This window comes from Caballeronia sp. LP006, from assembly GCF_031450995.1.
GTDB lineage: Bacteria > Pseudomonadota > Gammaproteobacteria > Burkholderiales > Burkholderiaceae > Caballeronia.
The window spans coordinates 117,918-130,648 of the sequence record NZ_JARTVW010000003.1 but is presented as its reverse complement, the minus strand read 5'-3'; the positions used below and the strand labels follow the sequence as shown (position 1 = coordinate 130,648).

Genomic DNA, 12,731 nt, shown 5'->3' with positions numbered 1-12,731 from the left:
TCGTTGAAACCTGTTCGCTCGCGTGACTCCATGCATACTATTGGAGACTAAAAGAGCACGAACACAGGAGACGAAGATGAGCAGCGCGCCGCAATGCCCCCTGCACGACGATGCCTCTCTCGCCCCGAACGGCTGCCCTGTCAGCTCGCGCGCGGCCAGTTTCGATCCCTTCGGCGACGGCTATCAGCAAGATCCGCCCGAATATGTTCGCTGGGCGCGCGAGCAGGAGCCCGTCTTTTATAGTCCGAAGCTCGGCTACTGGGTCGTCACGCGCTACGACGACATCAAGGCGATCTTCCGCGACAACCTCACGTTCAGTCCGTCGATCGCGCTCGAAAAGATCACGCCCACGGGTCCCGAAGCCAACGCCGTCCTCGCGTCCTACGGGTTTGCGCTCAACCGCACGCTCGTCAACGAAGACCAGCCCGCGCACATGCCGCGCCGCCGCGCGCTGATGGAGCCCTTCACGCCCGACGAGCTCGCGCATCACGCGCCTATGGTCCGCGCGCTCACGCGCAGCTACGTCGATCGCTTTATCGACGATGGCCGCGCCGATCTCGTCGATCAGATGCTCTGGGAAGTGCCGCTCACCGTCGCGCTGCATTTTCTCGGCGTGCCCGAGGAAGACATGGACACGTTGCGCCGCTACTCGATCGCGCATACGGTCAATACATGGGGTCGTCCGAAGCCCGAAGAGCAGGTCGCCGTGGCGCACGCGGTCGGCAATTTCTGGCAGTACGCGGGCAAGGTGCTCGACAAGATGCGCGAAGATCCGTCCGGTCCCGGCTGGATGCAGTACGGAATCCGCAAGCAAAAGGAGCAGCCCGAGGTCGTCACCGACTCCTATCTGCATTCGATGATGATGGCGGGTATCGTCGCCGCGCACGAAACCACCGCAAACGCGACCGCCAACGCCATGAAGCTGCTGCTGCAACATCCCGACGCGTGGCGCGACATCTGCGACGACCCGAGCATCATTCCCAACGCCGTCGAGGAATGCCTGCGCCACAACGGTTCGGTCGCGGCGTGGCGGCGGCTCGCGACGAAGGACGTGGTCATCGGCGGCATCGCGATTCCGGCGGGCTCGAAGCTGTTGATCGTGACCTCATCGGCGAATCACGATCAGCATCAGTTCGCCGACGCCGACCTCTTCGACATCCGCCGCGAAAACGCCAGCGATCAACTGACTTTCGGCTACGGCGCGCATCAATGCATGGGCAAGAATCTCGCGCGCATGGAGATGCAGATTTTCCTCGACGAACTCACGCGCCGTTTGCCGCACATGAAGCTCGCGGAGCAGCGCTTTACCTATGTGCCGAACACTTCGTTTCGCGGACCCGAGCACGTGTTCGTGGAATGGGACCCGGCGATGAACCCGGAGCGCGCGGACGCGTCGGTGCGCGAGGCGCGCGAAGTGGTGCGGATCGGCGAGCCGTCGGCGCATGCGGTGAGCCGGCCGGTGATCGTCGAAAGCGTAAAGGCGTGCGCGGATCGCGTCGTGCGCGTGCGTCTCGCTTCCGCCGATGGCCGCGCGTTGCCGCGCTGGACGGCGGGTTCGCATATCGATGTCGTCTGCGGCGACACGGGACTATCGCGGCAGTATTCGCTGTGCGGCGACCCGGACGAGCGCGGCGTGTTCGAGATCGCCGTGCTGCGCGAGACGGAGAGTCGCGGCGGCTCGGCATGGGTGCACGGCAATTCGAAGCCCGGCGCGCATTGGTGCATTCGCGGGCCGCGCAATCACTTCCGGCTCGACGAGACCGCTGACAGGCTCGTGCTGATCGCGGGCGGTATCGGCATTACGCCGATCGGTGCGATGGCGCGGCGCGCGCGCGCCGTTGGCATCGAATACGAAGTGCACTACAGCGGCCGCTCGCGCGCGTCGATGGCGTTCGTCGATGAACTCACCGCGCTTCATGGCGACCGTCTGCGTGTGTATGTGTCGGCGGAAGGCGAGCGCATCGACTTCGCGTCGCTGCACGTCGATGGCGGCACGCAAGTCTACGCATGCGGTCCCGCGCGCATGCTCGATGCGCTCGCCGCAGTCAGCGACGCGTGGCCGGAAGACGCGCTCACCACGGAACATTTCGAATCGACACTCAGTGCACTCGATCCTGGCAGCGAGCACGCGTTCGAAGTGGAACTGAAGGACTCCGGCTTCACGCTGACGGTTGGAGCGGGGGAAACTTTGCTTGCGACACTGAGGCGCGCAAACGTCGATGTGCAAAGCGATTGCGAAGAAGGTTTATGCGGCTCTTGCGAAGTGCGCGTGCTCGAAGGAGAAATCGATCATCGCGATGTGGTCCTGACTAGAGCAGAGCGGCAATCGAATCGCCGCATGATGACATGCTGCTCACGCGCGAAAGGACCGCGGCTCGTTTTGGAGCTTTGATAATCGGCTGGGGCGAACCTTCTGTGCGGCGCTCGAGCGCATTTAAAAGGTCGTTCATACGTCCGATCTTTATCAATCGTAAAGCCGATTAACCCGAAGGTGAACTGTTGATATTCCGCTCCGTCATCGTTCGTATAAGTTTTCGGAATGTTTTGTGATAACCAAAGCATATCTGTAACGATCCAAATAGTGAATTGTGATCACACGTCTTATCTGCAGATTGCCCGTCCTTATACGGACGGATTAATGTCATGCAAGACTTCGACTGAATAAGATGATTAATGAACGGCCGTGCGGTCCTTTAGACAATGCATCTGCTGCAATTCAAAGGACTTTTTACTTCAACTAGGGTTATTACCTAGTAATATGTGATTTATTGTTCACCTTTGTCGTTTAAAATCAGTCTCAATTGGTGCGACGCACAAGCACCATTCATCGAACAACTTCAAGTCTCCGTTTGCGCATTCGCACGATATCCGTGCGACGGAGTCGCTCGCTCGCGATTCTTGCACAGTCGGAGGTACGCGAGGGCAAACGCTGAACCTGAGAGATTTTCAATAAGGTCCATTAAAAGGACCACTCGATTTTTGCAAGCTAGTTGGTGCACCGTTTGGTGCAAAACTTCCTTAATCGACATTACTGAATTTGTCGTTGCGTCGACTGAATGCATAGGCGCGGCGTGCTAAAGGCTGCCACGCCGCCAACTGGAGGACGCTTTCCGAACATTTCGGGCAGGCATGCTTTTGCCTGACATCTTCGCGCCGCGAGACTGCAAACCAAAAGTGCGGCGCGAGAAGCAGTTGAACATCATCAATCTGAGAGAAACGTAACGAGGGCTATCATCAATGACCAAGCGAATTGCAGTGGTAACGGGCGGCATGGGCGGACTGGGCGAAGCCATCAGCATCAAATTGCACGATGCGGGTTTCGCTGTCGTCGTGACGCATTCGCCGGGAAACGCGTCGGCGTCCGAGTGGCTCGCGAACATGGATCGTCAGGGCCGCGCCTTTCGCGCCTACGAAGTGGATGTCGCCGATTACGATTCCAGCCAGCACTGCGTCGCGAAAATCCAGCATGAAGTCGGTCCCGTCGATATCCTCGTGAATAATGCGGGCATCACGCAGGACACGACTTTCAAGAAAATGAGCAAGGTGAACTGGGATTCCGTCCTGCGCACGAACCTCGATTCCGTCTTCAATATGACGAAGCCGGTTTGCGAGGAGATGGTCTCGCGCGGCTGGGGCCGCATCGTCAATATTTCGTCGGTCAATGGATCGAAGGGGCAAGTCGGGCAGACCAATTATTCGGCGGCGAAGGCGGGCATGCATGGCTTCACTAAGTCGCTCGCACTCGAAGTGGCGAAAAAGGGCGTGACGGTCAACACGATCTCGCCGGGCTATCTCGCCACCAAGATGGTGACCGCGATTCCGCAAGACATTCTCGACTCGAAGATCCTTCCGCAGATTCCAGCCGGGCGACTTGGCAAGCCGGAAGAAGTCGCGGCGCTCGTCGCGTTCCTGTGCTCTGAAGACGCAGGCTTCGTGACCGGCTCGAATATCGCCATCAACGGCGGCCAGCACATGCATTGATGAGCAAGGAGCGACGCGTCATGCGTTCAATCGCGCGTGGCGCGTCGATGACGTCCGACATGTCGATACGGGTGAGTCCATGAACCAACTCAGCGCGGATGCCGCCGTCTACAACATCGGTCATCTCGATTCCGCGATCGAGCATCTCGAACAGGTGCTGAATCTCGAAGGCGCGAATTCGCTTTTTTCGAAGACTTACTGGCGCAATCGCGTCGTGCAGGCGCTATCGACGCCGGGACTCGCGCCGAGTCAGCATACGCGGCTTCAGCGGCTGCTCGATCGCATCGCGCAATCCTGAAGCGCAGGCGCTGTGTTTCCTCTGACCCGTGAAGAAAATCGCGGGCGCTTGTAATATGCGGGCCGTACATCAATCACGGCTCATTTCAAGCGTATGTCTTTACCATTCTTCACACTCGCGCGTCTGTGCGGCGCGCTCGCGTTCGCTCTTTCACTCACCGCGTGCGGGACCACGAGCGAAGTCACGGCCGGCTCGCGGCCAGATGTCTACACCGTGACCGGCAAGGCGACCGGCACTCGCATGTCCTGGTCGACCGCGCGCAGTGCCGCAATGGACGCCGCCAACGACTACTGCAAGCAACGCGATCAACGCGTGTCGATCCGATCCGAAGCGACGAGCGGCATACGCTCGCTCGAAGAACAGACTTCGACGGTATCGTTCAGTTGCGTGGCGCGCGTGGAGCAAGCGGCGCGCGATTAAACTCCCGCACCCGAAGGCGCGGGAGCTTCACAGCGACTTACTGGCTTGCGCCTTGTCCGATGCCCGCTTTCTTCTGAGCGTTCTGGACGTCTTGCGGATACGTGGAATCATCGCGCTTCGCGGGGTTGTAGCCCGCGTCTTCGAGCTTCTTCAGCTCGGCATTCTTCTTCGCGCGTGCCTGCTTGCGGGCGGCTTTACGTTGCGCCTTGGTCGACGGTGCGGCTTGAGTCGCGTCCGTCGTGCTGCTGGTCTGAGCAAAAGACAGCGGCGCGACGGAAACACCGAATGCAGCCACGATGACGGAAACGACGAGCTTACTGGCAAGCGTTGCTTTCATATCCTCTCCAAAAGTCGATTGATTCGTGCGGCCGGGACCGGCCGCCGAGGTCGGTTATAAGCACAGTCACAATCAGAAGCACCAGCGAACAGCCAAAGCCAAGCGACCGGCGTGCGCTCACCTTTTGGATTGCGCCGCCCGCCGCTGCCGTGCATTGTAAGGTGGTCCGCGCAATTGTTCAGCAAAGTGAAAGAGCGCGAACGGACGTGCCGGTTTGGGCAACGTCGCGGGTCGAAAGGCGTGTTCGTATTGGGCGATGCGATCAAGCGCCTTCAGGCGCCGTCAAGCGTTTCCAAGCGCTGACCGGTTATGATTCGCACCGGCCTGATTTGAAAAAAATCTTCACATGCGCGTCGGCCGAAGCGCGCAAATACGTGCGCCGCGTACCGAGCGTCATTCACGAAACCATATCCATCGGAGTTGTCCATGCCATTGCGGTCCGGTGTCGATGAAACCACGTTTCGTCGCATTCTCTTGCGAAATATCGCGCTGCCGTTGGGGACGGGCATCGTCACCGCAGTCGCGTTCGTCGCTCTCGTGTTGTATCTGCTCTCGGGCATCGACTGGGTCGAGCACTCGGAACGCGTGATCGGCAATACGCAGGAAATCGGGCGGCTCGTCGGCGAGAAGGAAAGCGCGGTACGCGGCTATCTGCTCACCGGCGACGAGAGCTTCCTCGCGCCTTACGAGACCGCCAAACCCAAGCTCACCGCCGATATCGATACGCTCGCCGCGCTCGTCTCGGACAACACGCCGCAAGTGGACCGCATGATCCGCATCCGCGCGTTGCAGACACAATGGGACAAGGTCGCCGATGCCGTGATCGCCGAGCGTCGCGCCAACGGCAATGCGCTCGCGCAGATGCGTGCCGGAGGCGGTGCGGCGGAACGCGCCGAGACGGTGCGCGAGCTGGACGCGTTTCTCAACATCGAGCAGACGCTGCGGATTCAGCGCGTGGAGTCGGCGAAGGAACTGACGACCATCACCGTCATCGTGTTTCTCGTGCTGAGCCTGTCGCTTTCAGTGATTCTGGCGGTCTTCGGCCGCCGCGAACTCTTGCAGCTTTCGAACGCGTATGGCCTGGCACTCAGCGAACACGAGAAGCAGACGCGCGCGTTGCAGGAGCAGGCGTGGCTGCGCGAGGGACAGACGCTGCTCGCGGCGCAGGTGATCGGCAGGCAGTCGCTCGACCAGTTGTGCCAGACGGTGCTCGACTTTCTGGCCGACTACCTCAAGGTATCGATAGGCGCGTTCTACGTCGTCGATGTCGACGGCGCGCTCCGGCGCACCGCGAGCTTCGGCTTCGACCCGGACAGCGAGACGTCGCCGCAGACGCTCGCGGGCGTGAAGAGTCTCGTCGGGCAGGCCGTGCATTCGAAGCGCCTGACGAACGTGGACGAAGTGCCGGCCGGCTATTGGAAGGTCACCTCTTCGCTCGGCTCGGCCACGCCGACGAGCCTCGTCGTCGTCCCGATCGAAAACGAGGGCGAGGCAAACGGCGCCATCGAACTCGGCGCGATGCACGCGCTCACGGAACGCGAGCGCCAGTTCATGTTGTCGGTGGCGGGGAATATCGGCGACTTCGTGGAGGCGGCGCAGTATCGCGAGCGCTTGCAGCAAGTGCTCGAAGAGACGCAGCAGTTGAACGAAGAGTTGCAGACGCAACAGGAAGAACTGCGCACGACCAACGAGGAACTGGAGCAACAGACCAACGCGCTGTCGCAGGCGCAGGTGTATCTCGCGAACCAGAAGGCCGAGCTCGAACAGACCAACGATCAACTCGCGGAACAGGCGCGCGTGCTCGACGAACGCAACGCGGCGCTGAACTCGGCGCAGGAAGTGCTGGAGCAGCGCGCCGAGGCCTTGCAGCGCGCAAGCCGCTACAAGTCCGAGTTCCTGGCGAACATGTCGCACGAGTTGCGCACGCCGCTCAATAGCTCGCTGATTCTCGCGAGACTGCTCTCGGAGAACAAGCACGGCAATCTCACGCAGGATCAGATCAAGTACGCGCAGACGATCTATTCGGCGGGCAACGATCTGCTCAATCTGATCAACGACATTCTCGACTTGTCGAAGGTGGAAGCGGGCAAGCTCGATCTGCACATCGAGCATGTGCCCGTGCAGCGCATCGTGGATACGCTTTCGCGCACCTTCGAGCCGCTCGCGCGCCAGAAGAAGCTGAAGCTCGAACTGCGCAACGACATCGAGCAATATCCGACGCTCACGACCGACTTCCGCCGGCTCGAGCAGATACTCAAGAACCTGCTCGCCAACGCGGTGAAGTTCACCGACTCGGGCACGGTCTCGCTCACGCTGAAGAATGCGGGCAAGGACGCGGTGCAGTTCGTCGTGACGGATACGGGCATCGGCATTGCGCCGGATCAGCAGGAAGCGATTTTCGAAGCGTTCCAGCAAGCCGATGGCACCACGAGCCGTCACTACGGCGGCACGGGTCTGGGCTTGTCGATCTCGCGCAGTCTCGCGCATCTGCTCGGCGGGTCGATTGCGTTGCAGAGCACGCCGGGCGTGGGCAGCACCTTTACGCTCACGATGCCGGTCATCTATGACGCCCTCACGCCGCCCGTGCAAAACGCGCTCGAACTCGTGGCGCCTGTGCCTGCACCCGCGCCCGTTCCGGTGGAGACGCCCAGTGCGCCACTCGATGACGTGGCCGCGTTGGTCACACCGACGCCCGTGATCGACGACGACCGGCTCGACGCCGCAGCCGCCGGCCGGCGCCTCGTGCTCGTCATCGAAGACGAAGCGAGCTTCGCCCAAGTGCTGCTCGATCTGGCCCACGAGCTGGGTTATCGCTGCATCGTGAGCGGCACGGCGGGCGAAGCGCTGCGGCTGGCGCAAGAACGTTCGCCGAGCGCGATTCTGCTCGATATCGGCTTGCCGGATCGCTCGGGGCTCGTCGTTCTGCAAGAGTTGAAGGCGAACCCGAAGACGCGGCATATTCCCGTGCATGTCGTGTCGGCGTCGGACAGAAGCGAGGCCGCGCTGCACCTCGGCGCGATCGGCCACGCGGTCAAGCCGACCACGCGCGAACAACTCATGGGCATCTTCCAGCGGCTCGCCGACAAGAGCAGTCAGAAGATCAAGCGCGTGCTGCTGGTCGAGGACGATGCGCGGCAGCGGCAAAGCATCGTCGAGCTCATCAGCGATCAGGACGTGGAAATCACGCCTGTCGAGTTCGGCAAGGACGCGCTGGAGTTGCTGAAGACGACCATCTTCGACTGCATGATCATCGACCTGAAGCTGCCCGACATGCAGGGTGGCGATCTGCTGCGGCAGATGGCGTCGACGGATGCCTTGTCGTTTCCGCCGGTGATCGTCTACACGGGCCGCAATCTGACTCACGACGAAGAAGCGGAACTCATGCGTTATTCGCAGTCGATCATCATCAAGGGTGCGCGTTCGCCGGAACGTCTGCTCGATGAAGTCACGCTGTTCCTGCACAAGGTCGAATCCGACCTGTCGGCGGATCGCCAGGCGATGCTGCACGTCTCGCGTTCGCGCGACCGCGTGCTCGACGGACGCCGCGTGCTGCTGGTGGACGACGACATCCGCAACATCTTTTCGTTATCGAGCGCGCTGGAGCATCAGGGTTTGAAAGTGGCGATCGGCCGCAATGGTTTCGAAGCCATCGAGGCGCTCGACCGGCACGCGGACATCGACGTCGTACTGATGGACGTGATGATGCCCGGCATGGATGGACTGGAAGCGACGCGACGCATCCGCGAAGATGCGCGCTTCAAGAAGCTCCCGATCATCGCGATCACCGCGAAGGCGATGAAGGACGATCAGGAGCAATGCCTCGCCGCGGGCGCGAGCGATTATCTGGCGAAGCCGATCGATGTGGATCGGCTGTATTCGCTGTTGCGGGTGTGGATGCCGCGGCGAGTCTGAGCGGCTCTAGATGTTGAGCGCGCGCTTGTTCACCGCAAGCGCCGCTTCCCGCATCACCTCCGACAGCGACGGATGCGGGTGCGAGATCATGCCGATGTCTTCCGACGCCGCCTTGAACTCCATCGCCACCACGGCTTCGGCAATCAGATCCGACGCGTTTGCCGAGACGATATGCACGCCGAGAATCTCGTCGGTTTTCGCATCGGCGATCACCTTGATGAAGCCGTCCGTTTCACCAATGCCCATCGCGCGGCCGTTGGCCATCATCGGGAACTGGCCGGCCTTGAACTCGCGGCCCTCGGCCTTCAGCGCCTGCTCGGTCTGACCGACCCATGCAATCTCCGGATGCGTGTAGATTACCCAAGGAATGCAGTTGTAATCGATGTGCGGCTTCTGACCGTTGATGATCTCCGCCACCAGCACGCCTTCGTCCTCGGCCTTGTGCGCAAGCATGGGACCGCGCACGACGTCGCCAATGGCATAGACGTTCGGCACCTTGGTCGCGCAATGGCCATCGACGGGGATGAAGCCGCGCTCATCGGCGGCGAGCCCGATCGAGTCGAGACCGAGATTCGCCGTATTCGGCACGCGGCCGATGGAGACGATCAGACGGTCCGCATCCAGCGTCGCCGCGTTGCCGTCCTTGTCCTTGTAAGACACGGAGACGCCCGCGTCGCTCGTCTTCACGCTGTCGATCTTCACGCCGAGGTGGATCGTCAATCCCTGTTTCTTGAATTGCTTGGCGGCTTCCTTTTGCAGCGCGGTGTCGGTCGAGCCTAGAAAGTCCGGCAGCGCTTCGAGTATGGTCACTTCCGCGCCGAGCCGCCGCCACACCGAACCGAGTTCCAGACCGATCACGCCTGCGCCGATCACGGCGAGCTTTTTCGGCACGGAATCGAAGGCGAGCGCGCCTTCGTTGTCGGAGACGATGCGGTTATCCACGGGCACGTTAGGCAAATGACGCGCCTTCGACCCCGTCGCGATGATCACGTATTTCGCCGTATGGCTCCCGTCCTTGTCGCCGCCGCTCACTTCAATAGTGAAGTTGCCGCCAGCCTTGCCCGCGAGCTTGCCGTGGCCCTTGAGCCAGGTGACCTTGTTCTTGCGGAAAAGGAACTCGACGCCGCCCGTGATCTTCTCGACGATCGCTTCCTTGCGGCCGATCAGCTTGGTCAGATCCAAACTCACGTTCTCGACGTTCACGCCGTGATCGCCCAGATGCAGTCGCGCATTCTCGAATTCTTCCGACGATGCGAGCAGCGCCTTCGACGGAATGCAGCCGACGTTCAAGCACGTGCCGCCGAGCTTCGGCTTGCCGGCCGGGTTGATCCACTCTTCGACGCACGCGACCGAATAGCCGAGTTGCGCGGCGCGGATCGCGGCGATATAGCCGCCGGGACCGGAGCCGATCACGATGACGTCGTAATCGGCTTTCTCGCTGGATTCGGCTTGAGGCGCGGGCGCGGGTGCTGCGGCAGCGGCCGGTTGTTCGGCGGCGGGCTTTTCAGGCGCGGCGGCCGGCTTCTCGGCAGCCGGAGCCGGCGCGGGCGCTGCTGCGGCTTTTCCTTCCGTATCGATGGCGGCGAGGATTTCATCCGCGTGGACGATATCGCCTTCCTTCTTGAGAAGTTCGCCCAGCACGCCGGACGACGGCGCGGGAACTTCCAGCACGACTTTGTCGGTTTCCAGTTCGACGAGGATTTCGTCTTGCGTCACCGGGTCGCCCGCTTTCTTTTTCCAGGGCAACAGCGTTGCCTCGGTGACGGACTCGGAAAGCTGCGGAACCTTGACTTCAACCCTTGCCATTCAGATTCTCCTTGTGAGCATGCTTGTGCGATGGAAACCGTGCGGCGGCGAAGGGCGGGGCGCTTGCCTCCGTTTGCATCTGTTTGCATCCGTTTCGTCCGTCCCGGCCGCGCAGAAGCCACAGGATACGCCGTGTGCGGCACGCTCGCCGCACTGCCGCTTGCCGGACGGTCCTCGCTATATTCGGTGGTATATTGCGAAAACAGACGCGGACCGACTATTCCCGCCCGATCGAACATGAGGTGATCATGCAGGCCCCTCCGTTTCCACTTGCCCGCCCGACTCGCACCGGCATGCACGCGCACACGTCCGACGCATGTTGCGAGCCGAAGCCGCAGCCGCAACGAGTCGCGGCCGTGGCTGCCGACGCGCGCGGCGCGAGGAAGCGCGTGCGGCTCTCCGAGCTGGATTCGCATCTGCATTGCTCGATTATCGGTACTTGTCTCTCCACCAACGAGTTGCGCAAGCTGGTGCCGAAGTTCACGAACCTGGATCGTCATCACGCGAGCGATCTCGACATTCACCACGCGGCGGTCGAACTGGCGATTGCGGGCGGCGCGGGCGCGAAGGCGCTCAACAAGGCGCTCGACGAACGTTATTCAGGCGCGCTCCGCCGTTTCGATGCCGCGCGCAGCAGCGACGCACTCCTCGACCTTTGGTCCGATGCGCTCAAGTCCGGCGACATCCCGCCCGCCTACTGGGCGCTGATGACGCATCCGCACGCGAATATCGAAGTGCGGCAGTCGGCGTTTGGCGAGCTGCACATGCTCTCGCATCTCGTGGGCGCGGCGAATCGCGCGGATATCCGGCGTCTCGTGGCGCTCGAAAAAGAGAACGCGGAGCTGCGCGACAAGATCGAACGGCAGCAGGCGCGTCTGCTGGAAGTGAGCGGCGAGCGCGACGCGTCGCTGCGCCAGTTGAGCGAGTTCGCGGCGCAAGGCGAACGCAAGCCGGAGACGGACCCGAGCGAACTCGAGGAAGAAGTGCGACGCCTGCGCGAAAAGGCCGAGGAAGGCGAGCGCCGTCTCGCGCTGCATACGAGCCGTCGCGAAGCCGCGGAACGGCGCGCGCAGCAGGAAGAGGGCGAAGCCGAGACGCTGCGCGCGCGGCTCGCCGAGGCACAAGCGCTATTGAAAGTCGTGCAGGCGGAATGCGCGGCGCTGGAACGCGCGACGCTCGATAACGCCGAAGCGTCCGACACGCGTCAGCGCGCCTTCGACTGGGTGAACGGCAAACGCATCGTCTATGTGGGCGGCAGACCGAACTCGAACGCCGTGTTGAAGTCGCTCGTCGAAACGGCAGGCGGCGCGCTCACCGTGCACGATGGCGGTATCGAGGATCGCAAGGGATTGCTCGCCGCCGCGCTGCCGAACGCGGACGTGGTGCTGTTTCCGGTGGACTGCATCGACCATGATTCGATGAACACGTTGAAGCGCGTCTGCGACCGTCACGGCGTGGACTACGCGCCGTTGCGCACGGCGAGCGTCGCGAGTTTCGTGGAATTCGTCGCGCGGCTGGATGTCGACGAGCGCGTGAGCCGCACGAGCGTGCCGCCGCGTTCGGCGTTCTGCCTGCGCCACGGTTAGGACTTGAGGAGCTTCGTCAGTGCGCCGATGTGTCCGGCGCACGCGGCGTGCGCTTCGGTTTCGATATCGCGGTAAAGCTGCACGATGCGTTCGCCCACGGGCGTCAACACGCAGCCGCCGCCGCTCTGGCCGCCTTGCTCCGAGACGGTCGCGGGCGACTTCAGCGAGCGGTTCAATTCGTCGATGAGCAGCCACGCGCGCCGATACGACATGCCGAGACTACGCGCCGCCGCCGAGATCGAACCGTGTTCGCGCACGGCTTCGAGAAGCACCACTTTGCCCGGCCCGAGCGCGATTGCTTCACCTTTGCGGATGCGCATGCGAAAGCGCACTTCGACGGCTTCTTGGGCCGTCGCCGCAGGTTTCGTTTTGAGGGATGTGGCCATGCCCG

General features: G+C 62.0%; 9 protein-coding genes and 1 pseudogene. 6 read left to right on the top strand and 4 right to left on the bottom strand.

Going from position 1 to position 12,731, the window contains the following annotated elements:
* Nucleotides 1-76 precede the first annotated feature (76 nt).
* The 4 genes from P9250_RS05300 (at nt 77) to P9250_RS05285 (ending at nt 4,699) form a co-directional block, all read left to right on the top strand.
* Nucleotides 77-2,392: a cytochrome P450/oxidoreductase gene (locus P9250_RS05300; protein WP_310391580.1), complete on the top strand. Its 2,316-nt coding sequence runs from the start codon at nt 77-79 to the stop codon at nt 2,390-2,392.
* 845 nt (nt 2,393-3,237) lie between these two features.
* On the top strand, nt 3,238-3,981 hold the full coding sequence (gene phbB / locus P9250_RS05295; RefSeq protein WP_244829882.1) for an acetoacetyl-CoA reductase: 744 nt from the start codon (nt 3,238-3,240) through the stop codon (nt 3,979-3,981).
* 79 nt (nt 3,982-4,060) lie between these two features.
* Nucleotides 4,061-4,279 carry a hypothetical protein gene (locus tag P9250_RS05290; protein ID WP_244829883.1) on the top strand — a complete coding sequence of 73 codons (219 nt, stop codon included), beginning with the start codon at nt 4,061-4,063 and terminating at the stop codon, nt 4,277-4,279.
* 93 nt (nt 4,280-4,372) lie between these two features.
* Nucleotides 4,373-4,699: a hypothetical protein gene (locus P9250_RS05285; protein ID WP_310391577.1), complete on the top strand. Its 327-nt coding sequence runs from the start codon at nt 4,373-4,375 to the stop codon at nt 4,697-4,699.
* Nucleotides 4,700-4,736: 37 nt separating this feature from the next.
* On the opposite strand, the gene P9250_RS05280 is transcribed toward P9250_RS05285, so the two are convergent.
* A complete protein-coding gene (locus P9250_RS05280; RefSeq protein ID WP_244829885.1) occupies nt 4,737-5,036 on the bottom strand; it encodes a DUF4148 domain-containing protein in 300 nt (99 codons plus the stop codon).
* A gap of 426 nt (nt 5,037-5,462) precedes the next feature.
* On the opposite strand from P9250_RS05280, the gene P9250_RS05275 reads away from it, so the two are divergent.
* A complete protein-coding gene (locus P9250_RS05275) occupies nt 5,463-8,948 on the top strand; it encodes a response regulator (RefSeq protein ID WP_250468899.1) in 3,486 nt (1,161 codons plus the stop codon).
* Between the two features lie 6 nt (nt 8,949-8,954).
* On the opposite strand, the gene lpdA is transcribed toward P9250_RS05275, so the two are convergent.
* A complete protein-coding gene (lpdA, locus tag P9250_RS05270) occupies nt 8,955-10,364 on the bottom strand; it encodes a dihydrolipoyl dehydrogenase (protein ID WP_250494676.1) in 1,410 nt (469 codons plus the stop codon).
* 171 nt (nt 10,365-10,535) lie between these two features.
* Nucleotides 10,536-10,754, bottom strand: a pseudogene (locus tag P9250_RS05265) (biotin/lipoyl-containing protein); the annotation flags it as partial.
* A gap of 248 nt (nt 10,755-11,002) precedes the next feature.
* Here P9250_RS05265 and P9250_RS05260 point away from each other — a divergent pair.
* Nucleotides 11,003-12,340 (top strand): DUF2325 domain-containing protein, encoded by a 1,338-nt coding sequence (locus tag P9250_RS05260; protein ID WP_310391573.1) that lies wholly within the window; start codon nt 11,003-11,005, stop codon nt 12,338-12,340.
* Here the strand turns inward: P9250_RS05260 and P9250_RS05255 are convergent.
* Nucleotides 12,337-12,726 carry a winged helix-turn-helix domain-containing protein gene (locus tag P9250_RS05255; RefSeq protein WP_244829888.1) on the bottom strand — a complete coding sequence of 130 codons (390 nt, stop codon included), beginning with the start codon at nt 12,724-12,726 and terminating at the stop codon, nt 12,337-12,339. The genes P9250_RS05260 and P9250_RS05255 overlap by 4 nt on opposite strands.
* Between the last annotated feature and the right edge of the window lie 5 nt (nt 12,727-12,731).

What these genes read in the sequence shown, in the direction of transcription:
- P9250_RS05285 (WP_310391577.1), top strand. Translation starts at nt 4,373, where the DNA reads ATGTCTTTACCATTCTTCACACTCGCGCGTCTGTGCGGCGCGCTCGCG.
- P9250_RS05255 (WP_244829888.1), bottom strand. Translation starts at nt 12,726, where the DNA reads ATGGCCACATCCCTCAAAACGAAACCTGCGGCGACGGCCCAAGAAGCC.
- phbB (WP_244829882.1), top strand. Translation starts at nt 3,238, where the DNA reads ATGACCAAGCGAATTGCAGTGGTAACGGGCGGCATGGGCGGACTGGGC.
- P9250_RS05300 (WP_310391580.1), top strand. Translation starts at nt 77, where the DNA reads ATGAGCAGCGCGCCGCAATGCCCCCTGCACGACGATGCCTCTCTCGCC.
- P9250_RS05260 (WP_310391573.1), top strand. Translation starts at nt 11,003, where the DNA reads ATGCAGGCCCCTCCGTTTCCACTTGCCCGCCCGACTCGCACCGGCATG.
- P9250_RS05290 (WP_244829883.1), top strand. Translation starts at nt 4,061, where the DNA reads ATGAACCAACTCAGCGCGGATGCCGCCGTCTACAACATCGGTCATCTC.
- P9250_RS05275 (WP_250468899.1), top strand. Translation starts at nt 5,463, where the DNA reads ATGCCATTGCGGTCCGGTGTCGATGAAACCACGTTTCGTCGCATTCTC.
- P9250_RS05280 (WP_244829885.1), bottom strand. Translation starts at nt 5,036, where the DNA reads ATGAAAGCAACGCTTGCCAGTAAGCTCGTCGTTTCCGTCATCGTGGCT.